A 14,193-nucleotide genomic window follows, 5' to 3' on the forward strand; every position below is an offset into this window, starting at 1 on the left:
TTCCGGTTCCGGCGGGTTCCGCCGAGCCCACCGAGCCCGCCGGCGCGTTTCGAGGAGGCCCGCCATGCCGCACCGCGTCGCCGTCCTGGCCCTGGACGGACTGCTCCCCTTCGAGCTGGGCATCCCCGCCCGGATCTTCGGCCGCTCCCTGGACCCCGCACCGGGCAACAAGGGCGGGAAGCTGTACGAGGTCGTGACCTGCTCCATCCGCCCGCCGGGGCCCGTCCGGACCGACTCCGACTACGCGATCCTGGTGGAGCACGGCCCCGAGGCGCTCGCCACCGCCGACACCGTGGTCATCCCCGCCTCCTACGAACTGGGCCCGGTCTTCGAGGAGGGCAGGCTCACCGAGGAGCTGGCCGCCGCCCTCGCGCTGGTCCGGCCGGGCACCCGTATGGTCTCCATCTGCACCGGCAGCTACGTCCTGGCCGCCGCCGGATACCTGGACGGCCGCCCGGCCACCACGCACTGGTCCTCCGCCGACCACTTCCAGCGGCTCTTCCCGCAGGTCCGCGTCGACCCGGACGTCCTGTTCATCGACGACGGCGACGTCCTCACCTCGGCCGGGGTCGCCGCCGGGATCGACCTCTGCCTCCACCTCGTACGCCGCGACCACGGCTCCGCCGTCGCCAACGAGATCGCCCGGCGCACGGTCGTCCCTCCACACCGGGACGGCGGGCAGGCCCAGTACATCCACCGCCCCGTTCCCGAACCGCAGTTCGCGACCACCACCGCGGCCCGCGCATGGGCGCTGGGGCGGCTGGACCGGCCGATCCTGCTGCGGGACATGGCGCGGCAGGAGTCGATGAGCGTACGGACCTTCACCCGCCGGTTCCGGGAGGAGGTGGGGATCAGCCCCGGCCAGTGGCTGACCCAGCAGCGGGTGGAGCGAGCACGCCATCTGCTGGAGTCCTCGGACCTGTCGATCGACCAGGTGGCCCGCGACGCGGGTTTCGGCACGGCGACCTCCCTGCGCCAGCACCTCCAAGCGGCGCTGGGCGTGCCGCCGACGGTGTACCGCCGCACCTTCCGCCGGGCCTCGGCGGACACTCCGTAGGCAGGGCTGTTACGCGCTCCGCTGCCGCAGCAGGTCGTCCAGCTCGGCCGCGAAGAGCTGCGCCGGGTCGAAGCGCATGCCGGTGAAGTGCCCGGCGAGCTCCAGGGACAGGACGCCGTGCATCCGGGTCCAGAAGTTCATGGCCAGGTGCAGGCCGGCGGGCGGGGCGGGGTGGTCACCGGCCCAGTCCCGGTGTTCGGCGAGGTGGGCGGCGAACGGGTCAGCCGGGACTTCCCGCGTGAGCGCCGCGCAGGCGTCGAGCAGGGTCGCCATGATCTCGGAGGAGATGGCGGTGGTGTCGTCGGGCGCGTGGTAGCCGGGGACCGGGGTGCCGTACAGGAGGAAGTACCGGTGCGGGTCCTCCAGCGCCCAGCCGCGCAGCGCGTGCGCCAGGCCTGACAGGTCGGCGCCACCAGCGGCGGCCGTACGCAGGGTGTCGGCGAGGCTGCGGTAGCCGTCCCGGATGAGCTCGGTGATCAGCTCGTCGCGGCCGGCGAAGTAGCGGTAGAGCGCGGGGCCGCTCACACCCATCTGCTTGGCGATCGCGTTGAGGGAGAGCGCGGAGGCACCGGCCGTGGCGATCTGCTCCCAGGCGTGGCCCTTGATCTCCCTACGGACCTGGGCGCGGTAACGCTCGCGCGGGGTCGCGGCGTCGGACGTGGCGCCGGACGTGGCGCCGGACTTTACGTCGGGCTTCGCCATGGTGTGTCCCCTTCCCCGACCGGCCATGAGGCTACGTACTCAAAGTTTCGTTAGAAGCTATCACGAAACCTGTTGACCCTTCAGTTCGTGATGCGTTACAACTTCTAACGAACACACGAGGTTCTAGCTCCAGTCGAAGGAGACGCCCATGTCCCGCACCCGCACGCGCGCCGCCGCGCTCTTCACCGTCCCGCTCGTCGTCGCCGGGGTCCTGGCCACCACCACCGCTGCCGCCGCGCACGCCGGAGCCACCACCCCGCGCCCCGGCCCGTCCCTCACCTGCCAGGGCAAGGGCGTCGACGCGAGGGCCCTGGTACGGGCCCGGGCCGAGACCGTCATCGACGCGTCGCCGGCCACCGTCTGGAAGCTCCAGACGGACGTGGAGCACTGGCCGGACTGGCAGGCCCACGTCACGGGCGTGGACCGCCTCGACCACGGGCGCTTCCGCCCCGGTTCGGCGTTCCGGTGGACGACCCCGATCCCGCCGAACCCGGCGACTCCCGCCACCAGCCTGGACATCACGTCCACCGTCAAGCAGCTGAAGCCCAACTCCTGCATCCGTTGGACCGGTCCGGCCGTCGGCGAGGGGCTGCACATCGACGGCGTCCACGTCTGGAACTTCACGAAGGTCCGGGGCGGGGTCCTCGTGCGGACCGAGGAGACCCACACCGGGGAGCAGGTCGACGCGAACGTCCCCTACGCGACCGAGATCCTCCAGCAGGGGCTGGACGCGTGGCTGGCCGATCTGAAGACGGCCGCCGAGGCCCGGTCCTGCCCCCGCCGCTGACTCAGAAGACCAGCACCCCCCGCGCCACCCGCCCGTGGTGGGCGTCGTCGGCCGCCTTGGCGAAGTCCTCCACCGGGTAGGTCTCGGTGACCAGTTCGTCCAGCAGCAGCCGGCCCTCCCGGTACAGGTCCGCGTACAGGGCGATGTCGCGCTGCGGCCGCGAGGAGCCGTAGCGGCAGCCGAGGATCGACTTGTCCAGGTACATCGAGGAGACGGTGAACGACGCCTCGGCGCTCGCCGCCGGTACGCCGAGCAGGACGGCCTGGCCATGCCGGTCCAGCAGGTCGATCGCCTGCCGGATCAGCTCGGTTCGGCCGACGCACTCGAAGGCGTGGTCGGCACCGTCGGGGAGGATGTCGCGCACCCCCTCGGCGCTCGTCAGGAAGTGCGTGGCGCCGAACTGCCGGGCCACCATCTCCTTCGCCGGGTTGCTGTCGACGGCGACGACGGTGAGCGCACCGGCCAGCCGGGCGCCCTGGAGCACGTTGAGGCCGATGCCGCCGGTGCCGATGACCACGACGGTGTCGCCCCGGTCGACCTTCGCCCGGTTCAGGACAGCCCCGACGCCGGTGAGGACCCCGCAGCCGATCAGGGCGGCGGAGGTGAGGGGGAGGTCGGCGGGGATGCGTACCGCCTGCACGGCGCGGACCAACGTACGTTCGGCGAAAGCGGAGTTGGAGGCGAACTGGAACAGCTTCTCGCCCCCGCGCGAGAACGGCCGCCCGGGCCGCCCGATCGCCTTCCGGCACATGGTCGGCCTGCCCCGGTCGCACTCCGCGCAGGCCCCGCAGTTGGCGAGGGTGGACAGGGCGACATGATCACCCGGCCGTACGTGGCTGACGCCGGGGCCGACGGCCTCCACCACGCCCGCGCCCTCGTGGCCGAGCACGACGGGGACGGGGAAGGGGATCGTGCCGTCGATGACGGACAGGTCGCTGTGGCAGAGACCGGCGGCGGCCACCGCGACGAGCACCTCGCCGGGGCCGGGGTCGCGTATCTCCAGGTCGTCGACGACCTCGGTCCGTGTGCCGTCGAAGACGACGCCTCTCATCTCGGCTCCCTCGGTAGGCCGAGCACCCGCTCGGCGATGATGTTCCGCTGGATCTCGTCGGAGCCGCCGTAGATGGTGTCGGCCCGGGTGAAGAGGAACAGGTGCTGTGCGGGGCTGAGTTCGTACGGGTGCTCCGGCGACCAGGGCTGTGGGCCGACGGCCCCCGCCTCACCCCTCACCTCCACCGCCAGCTCGCCGAGCCGCTGGTGCCAGCCGCCCCAGAGGAGCTTGGCCACGCTGGGGGCGCCCGGGTCGCCGGGGGTGCCGAGGGTGCGGAGGGCGTGGCGGCGCATGGTGACGAGCTCGGCCCACTGGCGTACGAGCCGGGCTCGGAGCACCGGGTCCTCGGCGGCCCCGGTCGCCCGAGCGGCGGCGATCACCTGATCCAACTCCTGGGCGAAACCGATCTGTTGGGCGAGGGTCGAGACGCCGCGCTCCAGGGCGAGCAGCCCCATGGCGACGGCCCATCCGTTGCCCTCGCCGCCGACCGCCTCGGCGGCCCGGGCCCCGTCGAAGAAGACCTCGTTGAACTCGCTGGTCCCCGTGATCTGGCGGATCGGCCGCACCTCGATCCTGCCCGGCTGGTCCATCTCCACGAGGAGGAAGGAGAGCCCGTGGTGGCGGGTGGAGCCGGGCTCGGTGCGGGCGAGGACGAAGCACCAGTCGGCGTCCCTCGCGAGGGAGGTCCAGATCTTCTGGCCGGTGACGGTGTAGCCGCCGGTGGTGGTGTCAGGGGTGGCGGTGGTCCGGATGCCGGCGAGGTCGGACCCGGCGCCCGGCTCGCTGTACCCCTGGCACCAGAGGGTCTCACCGCGGGCGATGGGGGGCAGGTGGCGGCGCCGCTGCTCCTCGGTGCCGTACGCGATGAGGGTGGGGGCGAGGAGGTTCTCGCCGATGTGGCCCATGCGGGGTGGGGCGGTGGAGCGGGCGTACTCCTCGGCCCAGATGACCTGGTGGGTGAGGGGGGCGGGGCGGTTGCCGTAGCCCGCGCCGGCGCCGTCCTCCGGCCAGCCGATGCCGATCCACCCCGCCTGACCCAGCTCGCGTTCCCACGCGCGGGGGTCGGGGGTGGGGGTGTCGGCGAGGTGGCTGTCCAGCCAGGCGCGTACCTCGGTACGAAAGTCCATGAGTGCCTCCTGTTCCTGGGGGCTCCGCCCCCAGACCCCCGGTCCTCAAACGCCGGACGGGCTTGGTTTTCCAGCCCCTCCGGCGTTTGAGGAGCGGGGGTTCGGGGGCGGAGCCTCCGAGGGCGGTCACTGGTTCGGCCGCGCCCCCGTGCGCGCCGCCGCCGCCATCTCCTCCACCCGCGCCAGCATCGGCATCGGGTCCGTCCCCACCGTCCCCGGGAGGAACTCCGCGATCCGTTCCGGGGTCCACGGCACCCCCTCCGCGTACCCCGCCCGCAGCTCCCTCGGCTGGGCCCAGACCGCGATCTTGGGGCCCGCGATCGTGTACACCTGGCCGGTGATCTTCTCCGCCCGCGCCCGCTCGCTCAGCAGGTAGACCACCAGCGCCGCCACATCCTCCGGCTCCCCGATCTCGGAGAGCTCCATCGGCACCCCGGCCGACATCCGGGTCCGGGCCACCGGAGCGACCGCGTTGGCCGTCACCCCGTACCGGTGCAGACCCAGCGCCGCGCTGCGGACCAGCGAGATGATCCCGCCCTTCGCGGCGCTGTAGTTGGCCTGGGACACGCTCCCCTGGTGGTTGCCGCTGGTGAAGCCGATCAGCGTGCCCCCGCCCTCCTGCTTCCGCATCACCGCCGAGGCGGCCCGGAAGACCGTGAACGTGCCCTTCAGGTGCGTCGCGAGGACCGGGTCCCACTCCTCCTCGGACATGTTGAACAGCATCCGCTCCCGCAGGATCCCGGCCACGCACACGACCCCGTCGAGCCGCCCGTACTCCGCCAGCGCCGTGTCCACGATCCGCTGCCCGCCCGCCATCGTGGAGATGTCGTCGGCCACCGCGACCGCCTGCCCGCCCGCCTCCTCGATCTCCTTGACGACCGACCGGGCGATCTCGCTGGTGGGCTCGGACCCCTCCACCGAGACGCCGTAGTCGTTGACGACGACCCGCGCCCCCTCCGCCGCCGCCGCGAGCGCGACCGCCCGTCCGATGCCCCGGCCGGCCCCCGTGACGGCGACCACCTTGCCTGCCAAGAAGTTCCCCATGCCCGGCCCCTTCCCGCGGTTTCTGACGGACCGTTAGATTTTACGGGCAGTCAGATGCTCCGGCACAAGACCCAGGAGGTCCCCATGTCCCTGCCGGCCGAGTTCCACGAGCTCGCCAAGCGCGTGAACAACTGGGGGCGCTGGGGCGAGGCCGACGAGCGCGGGACGCTCAACCTGATCACCGACGCCGTCGTACGGGAGGCCGTCGCCGCCGTCCGGAGCGGTCACCGGATACCGCTCGCGCTGCCGCTCCGGCACGGCGGCGTGCAGAGCGGGTTCATCCCGGGGCGGATCGACCCGCTGCACACGATGGTCCAGATCAACCAGGAGATGTTCGGCCCGGGGACCGTCGCCACCAGCGACGACACCGTCACCATGGGGCTCCAGGCAGCCACCCACTGGGACGCCCTGACCCACGCCTCGCACGGCGGCCGGATCTACAACGGGCGGCCTGCCGACACCATCACGGCGCACGCCGGCGCGCAGTTCTCGTCGATCGCCGCCGTGGAGCACGTCGTGTCACGGGGCGTGCTGCTCGATGTCGCGCGCGCCCGGGGCGTGGACCGGCTGGCCGACGCGCACGCCGTCACGCCGGAGGACCTGGACGCGGCGGAGGAGTTCGGGGGCGTACGCGTACGGGCCGGGGACGTCGTCCTCGTACGGACAGGGCAGGTGCAGGTCGTCCTGGCCGGGGACCGGCACGCGTACGGCTATCCGTCGCCCGGCCTGTCCGTGCGCACGCCCGAGTGGTTCCACGCCCGGGACGTGGCGGCGGTCGCCAACGACACCCTGACCTTCGAGATCATCCCGCCGGAGATCGAGGGCCTGTGGCTGCCCGTGCACGCGCTCCACCTCGTCGAGATGGGGATGCTCCAGGGCCAGAACTGGGACCTGGAGGCGCTCTCCACCGCCTGCGCGGAGGAGCGGCGGTACGCCTTCCTGCTCACCGCCGCACCGGAGCCGTTCACCGGGGCCACCGGATCCCCGGTCGCCCCGGTCGCGGTGCTGTGATCCCGTAAGCCCCGGTGAGTACGGACGCTCAGGCCAGGCCGGGCGCGTTCGTGAAGACGCAGGAGGGCGGTTCGCACACCTCGCCGCCCTGCACGACGACCCTCGGCGGGGCGTCCTGGACCACCGCGGCCGGAGCGCCCCGGTCCACCTCGCACCAGATCTGCTTCCCGGCGCCCTCCGGCTGCCAGCCCCAGCGGTCCGCGAGGCCGTCCACCAGCTCCAGGCCCCGGCCGTTGGTGTCCTCGCCCTCCGCATGGCGCTGGAGCGGCGGGCGGTCGCTGGCGTCGGCGACCTCCACCCGCACGGTCCCGGACCCGCCGCCGCCCCCGCCGAACAGCATCCGCAGCACAGCCGGGCAGCCCGTGTGGACGACCGCGTTGGTGACCAGCTCCGAGATCAGCAGGATGAGCGTCTCCGCGAGCGGCTCGTCATCCCCTATCCCGGAACCGACCAGACGCGACCGCGCCCATCTACGGGCCCGCCCCACCTCTGCGGGATCCGGACCGACCTCCAGCTGAACCTGAAGCACCTGCACCGCTCACACCATCCGAACCGGCGGACACATCGCCTCGCGCCTCCTCAGGGTCACGGAACGTGATTCCCTTACGCGACAGCATGGTTGACGTACAGTCACCGCAACAAGCGCTTCGGGCATATTCCAGCGCGAAGGAGTACGCGTGGTGCATACTGTGCGACGCACGCTGCGGGGAGTCGAACAGGAGCGCGCAGAGACCGCGAGAAACGCTCTTCGGGCAGGCCCGGCACATCTCCGGCAAGAGCCCTCGCCCCGGACCGGAGCCGCCGCACAGGCCGCCCCCGGGTCGCCCGGTTCCAGAACCACTCGCATCCCACGGAGCGTACCCGAGCCCGGCGCCGACTCCACCCGGTGACGAATCACGCAAAGGACACAACCCGGTATCGACGCCGACCGGCTGCACTGAGTCACGCTCCACCCCCTGCTTCGCCCGGCACGTCAACCGAGTGCCGCTGAACCGCTGTACAGCGGCCGTACGGGGTCCAGATCAGCGGCCAGGACCTCCTCCGCCTCGGCCGCCGTGAGCCACCGGGCCGCCCGGAGCCAGGCCCGTTTCAGGTGGAGGTGAACATCTGCCTCCCAGGTGAAGCCCATACCGCCGTGGATCTGGAGGCAGTCCCGCGCGTTGCGGACGGCCGCCTCATCGGCCAGCAGCTTGGCCGCCGCGATCTCCACCGGGTCGCCGGTCACCGCGGCCGCGTACACGGCGCTACGGGCCGGTTCGGTGCGGGCGAGCATGTCGGCGCAGAGGTGTTTGACCGCCTGGAACGAACCGATGAGCGAACCGAACTGTTCGCGCGAACGGGCGTGTTGAACGGCCATTTCGGTGGTGCGCGCGGCGCTCCCGAGCTGTTCGGCAGCGCTGAGAAGCGCCCCTTCGCGGCGGAGTGCGCCGGGGTACGCCTCCGAGGCCCCCGCAAGCCCCGTGGTGCGGTGCAGCCGGGTCAGGGGATCCATCGACCGTACGGGAACGGCGCCCGCAACGAATGCCTCCAGCTCCTCCCCCGTAAGCACCTCCGGCCCCTGCCCCGCGCCTCCCCCCACCAGCACCGCGTCCGCACCCCCCAGGTCCGCCACCGGCCGGCCGCCCCCCTCCGCGACCGTCACCACCGCCTCCCCCTCCGCGGCCCCCTTCACCAGCCCCGCCGCCAGATGCGTCGCCACCAGGGGCCCGGGCAGCAGGGCCCGGCCCGCCTCCTCGAAGAGCAGGACCGCCTCCGGCAGCCCGAGCCCCACCCCGCCCGCCTCCTCCGGCAGCCGCAGCGCGAAGAACCCGGCGGCGCCCAGCTCCCGCCACAGCCCCCGGTCCACCCCGCGATCCCGGTCCACCCCGCCGCCCCGCTCCACCGCCGCCCGCATCCGGTCCCGGTCGAACACCGCGCCGAGCAGGTCGCGCATCCCGGACCGCAGGGCCCGCTGGTCGTCCGAGAGCTGGAAGTCCATGGCGGGTCAGCGCCCCTTCGGGAGGCCGAGGATGCGCTCGGCGACGATGTTGCGCTGGATCTGCGAGGTGCCGGCGGCGATCGTGTACGAGAGGGAGGAGAGCCGGTCCAGGGCCCATTCCCGGTCCAGATCGAAGGCGTCGACGCCGCCCAGGACCTCCGCCGCCGCCTCGTACAGCTCCTGCCGGACCCCGGAGTAGCGCAGTTTGAAGACCGAGCCGCCGATGCCGGGCACCCCGCCCGTCCGCTCGGACTCGCTCACGTTCGCCTGCGTCAGCCGCCACAGCGCCCGGAATTCGGCGTTCAGGCGGCCCAGGCGACGACGCAGCACCGGGTCGTCCCATCGCCCGTTGCGGCGGGCCTCGGCGGCCAGGGCGTCCAGGGTGCGGCGGCAGGCGACGACCTCGCCGACGAAGGCCGTACCGCGCTCGAAGGAGAGGGTGACCATGGTGACCCGCCAGCCGTCGTTCTCGGCGCCGACCCGGTTCCGTACCGGCACCCGGACCTCGTCCAGGAACACCTCCGCGAACTCCGTCGACCCGGCCAGCGTCCGCAGCGGCCGGACCGTGATCCCGGGCGCGTCCATGGGCATCGCCAGCCAGCTGATCCCCCGGTGCTTCGGCGCCCCCGGGTCCGTCCGCACCAGCAGCTCGCACCAGTCGGCCACCTCCGCGTGCGAGGTCCAGATCTTCTGGCCGCTCACCACGTAGTCGTCCCCGTCGCGCACCGCCCGCGTCCGCAGCGCCGCCAGGTCCGAGCCCGCGTCCGGCTCGCTGAACCCCTGGCACCAGATCTCGTCGCCGCGCAGCACCGGGGGCAGCCAGCGGGCCCGCTGCTCGGCCGTCCCCTCGGCGGCGATCGTCGGCCCGGCGTGCAGCAGCCCGACGAAGTTCGCCCCGACGTAGGGGGCTCCGGCCTTCTCCGTCTCCTCCAGGAAGATCAGGTGTTGCGTCGGGGTGGCGCCCTGCCCGCCCGCGTCCTCGGGCCAGTGCAGGCCCGCGTACCCGGCGTCGTACAGCATCCGCTGCCACGCCGTGTCGTACGCCCGGCGCGCGGGCCAGTCGTCCGGCGAGGGCTTCGGCGGCAGCCCGGGGAGGACACCGGCCAGCCACTCCCTCAGCCGGCCCCGGAACTCCTCCTCGGCCTCCGTGTACGCGAGATCCACCGCCGGGCCCCTACCGGTCCAGGTCCAGGTCCAGGCCGAGCATCCGGATCGCGTTGCCGCGCATCAGCTTGTACACCGTCTCGTCGTCCAGGCCCTTGACGTGGTCGAGCGCGACCTCCTTGGTGTGCGGGAAGGTCGAGTCCACATGCGGGTAGTCGGTCTCGAAGGTGGCGTTGTCGCGGCCGACGACGTCGAGCGCGGAGATGCCGTGCTTGTCGCGGAAGAAGCAGCAGAACATCTGCCGGTAGTAGTACGTGGACGGCGGCTCGGGGATCAGATCGCGCACCCCGCCCCACGCCCGGTGCTCCTCCCACACGTCGTCGGCGCGCTCCAGGGCGTACGGGATCCACCCCATCTGGCCCTCGCTGTACGCCAGTTTGAGCGTCGGGAACTTCACCAGCACCCCGCTGAAGAGGAAGTCCATCATCGAGGCCATCGCGTTGTTGAAGGAGAGCGAGGCCTGCACGGCGGGCGGGGCATCGGGAGACGCGGCGGGCATCTGGGAGCTGGAGCCGATGTGCATGTTGACGACGGTGCCGGTCTCCTGGCAGACGGCGAAGAACGGGTCCCAGTAGCCGGTGTGGATGGACGGCAGTCCCAGGTAGGTCGGAATCTCGGAGAAGGTGACCGCCCGGACGCCCCGCGCCGCGTTCCGCTTGATCTCCGCGACGGCCAGGTCGATGTCCCAGAGCGGGATGATGCAGAGCGGGATGAGGCGTCCGCCGCTGTCACCGCACCACTCCTCCACCATCCAGTCGTTGTAGGCGCGCACGCAGGCGAGGGCCACCTCCTTGTCGTGTGCCTCGGCGAAGGTCTGGCCGCAGAAACGCGGGAAGGTCGGGAAGCAGAGCGAGGCCTCGACGTGGTTGAGGTCCATGTCCTTGAGGCGCTCGGCCGGGTCCCAGCAGCCGGGGCGCATCTCGGCCCGCGTGATGCCCTCCAGGGTCATGTCGTCACGGTCGAAGCCGACGGCGGCGATGTTCCGCTTGTACGGGAACTTCAGGTCCTCGTAGATCCACCAGTCCGTCGGCGGCCCGTCCGGGTCCATCGTGATGACGTACTTCCCGCCCGTGTACGCCAGCTCCCCGATGCCCGCCGTCAGCGGCTGCGGACCGCGCTCGCGGTACTTCGCGGGCAGCCAGGTGGAGAAGAGGTGCGCGGGCTCGATCACATGGTCGTCGACGCTGACGATCCGAGGCAGTTCCGTGTCCGTCATGGTGGGTCCGTCCCCTCCGGCGCGCACCCCGACGATCTCCGGGCGCTTTTCTGATGGTCCGTCAGATGTGCTTGCGGCCATCAGGCTAGCCCCGCACCCCTGGACCGACAAGGCGCGGAGCCCTACGCTCTCGTCACTATCTGACTGGCCGTCAGTTCGGAGGGACCCCTGTGACCGCCGTGAACGACGTGACCTCGACCGCCCACGCGCTGGGCGCCTCCCGCACCTTCTGGGAGCTGATCGAAGCCCGCGCCGCCCTCACCCCCGACCGCCCGGTCCTGCTCCAGGGCGACCGGTCCCTGACCTTCGGGGAGCTGCGGGACCGGGCGGAGCGGGTGGCCGCCGGGCTGTACGGGATGGGCGTGCGGGCGGGGACCGTCGTTGCCTGGCAGCTGCCGACCCGGCTGGAGACGGCCCTGCTCTCCTTCGCCCTGGCCCGGCTCGGGGCCGTACAGACGCCGGTCATCCCGTTCTACCGGGACCGTGAAGTGCGGTTCGCGCTACGGGAGTCGGGGGCCGCGTTCTTCGCCGTGCCGGGGGTGTGGCGCGGCTTCGACCACACCGCGATGGCCGAGCGGATCGCGGCCGAACTCCCGGACCCGCCGCAGGTCTTCGAGGCGTACGAGGACCACGGCCTCCCGGACGGCGATCCGGCCGTGCTGCCGCCTGCACCTCTTTCAGGAGAAGAGGTCCGCTGGATCTACTGGACCTCCGGCACCACCTCCGACCCCAAGGGCGTCCTGCACACCGACCGCTCCCTGATCGCCGGCGGCTCCTGCCTCGCGCACGCGCTGAAGCTGACCGCGGACGATGTGGGGTCGATGGCGTTCCCGTACGCGCATGTCGCCGGGCCCGACTACACGGTCATGCTGCTGCTGTACGGGTTCCCGGCGGTGATGTTCGAGCAGTTCGCGCTGCCGGAGGCCCTGGACGAGTACCGCAGGCACGGGGTGACCGTGGCGGGCGGGTCGACGGCGTTCTACGCGATGTTCCTGGCCGAGCAGCGCAAGGCCCCGGGCACCCCGCTCATCCCCTCGCTCCGGCTGCTGGCGGGCGGAGGGGCGCCGAAGCCGCCGGAGGTGTACCACGCCGTGGTGCGGGAGATGGGGGTCCAGCTCACCCACGGGTACGGGATGACCGAGGTCCCGATGATCACGATGGGGGCGCCGGACGACACGACGGAGAACCTCGCCACGACGGAGGGCCGGCCTCCCGCGGGCATGGAGATCCGGATCACCGACGAGCAGGGCAAGCCGCTCCCGTGCGGCGTGGAGGGCGAGGTACGGCTGCGCGGGGAGGCGGTCTGCCGGGGGTATCTGGACGCCTCCGCCACGGCAGCGGCCTTCGACGGGGACGGGTTCCTGATCACCGGGGATCTCGGCCGGGTCCAGGAGAGCGGGCACCTCACGCTCACCGGGCGGCTGAAGGACATCATCATCCGCAAGGGCGAGAACATCTCCGCCAAGGAGATCGAGGACCTGCTCCACACCCACCCCGCCGTCGCCGACACGGCGGTCATCGGGCTCCCGGACGTCGAGCGCGGCGAACGCGTCTGCGCGGTGGTGGAGCGGGTGCCGGGCGTCCCGGCACCGACCCTGCCCGAACTGGCCGCCCATCTGCGGGGCGCCGGGCTCTCCGTCCACAAGGTGCCGGAGCAACTGGAGGTGTTGGACGCCCTCCCCCGCAACGAGACGCTGCGCAAGGTGCTCAAATACCGGCTGCGGGAGCGGTTCGGCGGGGGTGCCTGAAGGGGGCGGGCTACGGGGGCGGCGCGCCACCCCCGTACGGCGTCGGGCGGTTACGTGGCGTCGGGCTCGATCACCGTGAAGTACACGGCGAGCGCGGACACGACATCGCTCTCGGCGATCAGCCCGTCCCGGTCGGTGTCCAGGCTCTGGGCCGCGATGCCCGCGATCTCCGGGCTGGCCCCGAGCACCTTCAGCGCCCGCTCCACCGAGGCCACCGAGGCCCGGCCGCCGTTGTTCTCGCTGTCGGCCACCGCGATCGCCGCCCGCAGGAAGGGGCGGGCGATCTCCGCGAACCGCTCGGGATTGTCCCGCAGCCGCTTCACCGCCCCGCCGACGAACTCCTCGCGGGTGACGCGCTGGTCCCCGTCGACGTCGGCGATGCCCGCCATGCCCTGCCAGAAGGCCTCGGCCCCGGTGTAGAGGGCCTGGCCCTTGTCGCAGCGGGCCGTCGTACCGAACTCGGTGAGCAGGCGGGCGGCTGCGGCGTTGAAATCGGCGCGATCGATGGTGCCGTTGCCGTCCTGGTCGAAGGCGGCGAAGCGGTGCGCGATCTTTCGCTCGTACTCTGCGCTGTCCATGCGGGGAGCGTACGTCGCCCGGAGCCTTCACGTGTCACTGAGCGACGCCTCCTGTGTGACAACCTCGCTTCAGTACCGAACGCTTTCGGCCGGTCACCCACCGCTTGACGAAGTGGTCAGGCCATCAGCGGTTCGCACGCCTCGTCGACCGCCGACACCGTGTCCGGGTAGACGTCGAAGAGTCGGCGCACCCCCAGTGCCCCCAGCACCTTGTTGACGTGGGAGCCGTCCTCGGCGCCCCGGGCCGGGAGGATAAGCCGCAGCCGGCCGCCGCAGGACTTCATCAGGCGGCGCGAGGCGATCAGCACACCCACCCCGCTGGAATCGCAGAAGAACACCTCGGACAGGTCGAGCACCACATCGTGCTGCCCGTCCGCCACCGCTTCGTGGACGGACTGACGCACGACGGGTGAGCTCACGAGATCGAGTTCACCGCGTATCCGCAGCACGGTCCAGTCGCCCTGCTCGGTCTCGTCCACCTTCAGCGTCACGCGACTGGACCTCTCGTTCCGGGGCTCCCGGCAATCCGGAAGTTTCCGTTCCTCCTCGCGGCTGCCCAACCGCCCGTCCATGAAACACCGCTCCCACCCCCGGGGCCCAGGGGGTTTCCGGTGGAAATGATCACTTCGGCCGGTTTCCCCTGCTCAGGGAAGCCGGGGCGTCGAGAACGGCCGAAAGAGATCGGTACGGTCGAGGGCTTCCTTACATCGGACAGTTGCGGCAAAGGCAG

General features: G+C 72.0%; 14 protein-coding genes. 4 read left to right on the forward strand and 10 right to left on the reverse strand.

Going from position 1 to position 14,193, the window contains the following annotated elements; translation table 11 throughout:
- Positions 1 to 64 precede the first annotated feature (64 nt).
- Complete coding sequence (locus R2B67_RS14370) at positions 65 to 1,057, forward strand: GlxA family transcriptional regulator (RefSeq protein WP_018510755.1); 993 nt, start codon at positions 65 to 67, stop codon at positions 1,055 to 1,057.
- A gap of 9 nt (positions 1,058 to 1,066) precedes the next feature.
- Here the strand turns inward: R2B67_RS14370 and R2B67_RS14375 are convergent, their stop codons facing one another.
- Positions 1,067 to 1,759, reverse strand: a complete 693-nt coding sequence (locus tag R2B67_RS14375; protein ID WP_317818292.1) for a TetR/AcrR family transcriptional regulator — start codon at positions 1,757 to 1,759, stop codon at positions 1,067 to 1,069.
- 148 nt (positions 1,760 to 1,907) lie between these two features.
- On the opposite strand from R2B67_RS14375, the gene R2B67_RS14380 reads away from it, so the two are divergent.
- Positions 1,908 to 2,546, forward strand: coding sequence for an SRPBCC family protein (locus tag R2B67_RS14380; RefSeq protein WP_317818293.1), 639 nt, complete (start codon positions 1,908 to 1,910; stop codon positions 2,544 to 2,546).
- Position 2,547: 1 nt separating this feature from the next.
- Here R2B67_RS14380 and R2B67_RS14385 read toward each other — a convergent pair whose 3' ends face one another.
- The 3 genes from R2B67_RS14385 to R2B67_RS14395 all read right to left on the reverse strand — a co-directional run bounded on the left by R2B67_RS14385 (position 2,548) and on the right by R2B67_RS14395 (position 5,768).
- Complete coding sequence (locus R2B67_RS14385; RefSeq protein ID WP_317818294.1) at positions 2,548 to 3,597, reverse strand: Zn-dependent alcohol dehydrogenase; 1,050 nt, start codon at positions 3,595 to 3,597, stop codon at positions 2,548 to 2,550.
- Entirely contained in the window at positions 3,594 to 4,724 is a 1,131-nt protein-coding gene (locus tag R2B67_RS14390; RefSeq protein ID WP_317818295.1) for an acyl-CoA dehydrogenase family protein, read from the reverse strand. The genes R2B67_RS14385 and R2B67_RS14390 overlap by 4 nt, the downstream gene beginning before the upstream one ends.
- Before the next feature lie 126 nt (positions 4,725 to 4,850).
- Complete coding sequence (locus tag R2B67_RS14395) at positions 4,851 to 5,768, reverse strand: SDR family oxidoreductase (protein WP_317818296.1); 918 nt, start codon at positions 5,766 to 5,768, stop codon at positions 4,851 to 4,853.
- Positions 5,769 to 5,852: 84 nt separating this feature from the next.
- On the opposite strand from R2B67_RS14395, the gene R2B67_RS14400 reads away from it, so the two are divergent.
- Complete coding sequence (locus R2B67_RS14400) at positions 5,853 to 6,779, forward strand: cyclase family protein (protein ID WP_317818297.1); 927 nt, start codon at positions 5,853 to 5,855, stop codon at positions 6,777 to 6,779.
- Between the two features lie 28 nt (positions 6,780 to 6,807).
- Here the strand turns inward: R2B67_RS14400 and R2B67_RS14405 are convergent, their stop codons facing one another.
- From R2B67_RS14405 to R2B67_RS14420, 4 genes are all read right to left on the reverse strand, one after another.
- A complete protein-coding gene (locus R2B67_RS14405; RefSeq protein ID WP_161263528.1) occupies positions 6,808 to 7,314 on the reverse strand; it encodes an ATP-binding protein in 507 nt (168 codons plus the stop codon).
- A 438-nt stretch (positions 7,315 to 7,752) separates the two neighbouring features.
- Complete coding sequence (locus tag R2B67_RS14410) at positions 7,753 to 8,757, reverse strand: acyl-CoA dehydrogenase family protein (RefSeq protein ID WP_317818299.1); 1,005 nt, start codon at positions 8,755 to 8,757, stop codon at positions 7,753 to 7,755.
- Positions 8,758 to 8,763: 6 nt separating this feature from the next.
- On the reverse strand, positions 8,764 to 9,921 hold the full coding sequence (locus R2B67_RS14415) for an acyl-CoA dehydrogenase (RefSeq protein WP_317818301.1): 1,158 nt from the start codon (positions 9,919 to 9,921) through the stop codon (positions 8,764 to 8,766).
- Positions 9,922 to 9,931: 10 nt separating this feature from the next.
- Positions 9,932 to 11,137, reverse strand: coding sequence for an amidohydrolase family protein (locus R2B67_RS14420; protein WP_317818302.1), 1,206 nt, complete (start codon positions 11,135 to 11,137; stop codon positions 9,932 to 9,934).
- Positions 11,138 to 11,307: 170 nt separating this feature from the next.
- Here R2B67_RS14420 and R2B67_RS14425 point away from each other — a divergent pair, with 170 nt between their 5' ends.
- Positions 11,308 to 12,885, forward strand: coding sequence for a class I adenylate-forming enzyme family protein (locus R2B67_RS14425; RefSeq protein ID WP_317818303.1), 1,578 nt, complete (start codon positions 11,308 to 11,310; stop codon positions 12,883 to 12,885).
- Positions 12,886 to 12,935: 50 nt separating this feature from the next.
- Here the strand turns inward: R2B67_RS14425 and R2B67_RS14430 are convergent, their stop codons facing one another.
- Together R2B67_RS14430 and R2B67_RS14435 are read right to left on the reverse strand one after the other, a co-directional pair.
- Entirely contained in the window at positions 12,936 to 13,463 is a 528-nt protein-coding gene (locus R2B67_RS14430; RefSeq protein WP_018510767.1) for an EF-hand domain-containing protein, read from the reverse strand.
- Between the two features lie 116 nt (positions 13,464 to 13,579).
- On the reverse strand, positions 13,580 to 13,954 hold the full coding sequence (locus tag R2B67_RS14435; protein ID WP_317818304.1) for an STAS domain-containing protein: 375 nt from the start codon (positions 13,952 to 13,954) through the stop codon (positions 13,580 to 13,582).
- Positions 13,955 to 14,193: the final 239 nt, after the last annotated feature.

The organism is Streptomyces cyaneofuscatus, assembly GCF_033109485.1.
GTDB lineage: Bacteria > Actinomycetota > Actinomycetes > Streptomycetales > Streptomycetaceae > Streptomyces > Streptomyces cyaneofuscatus.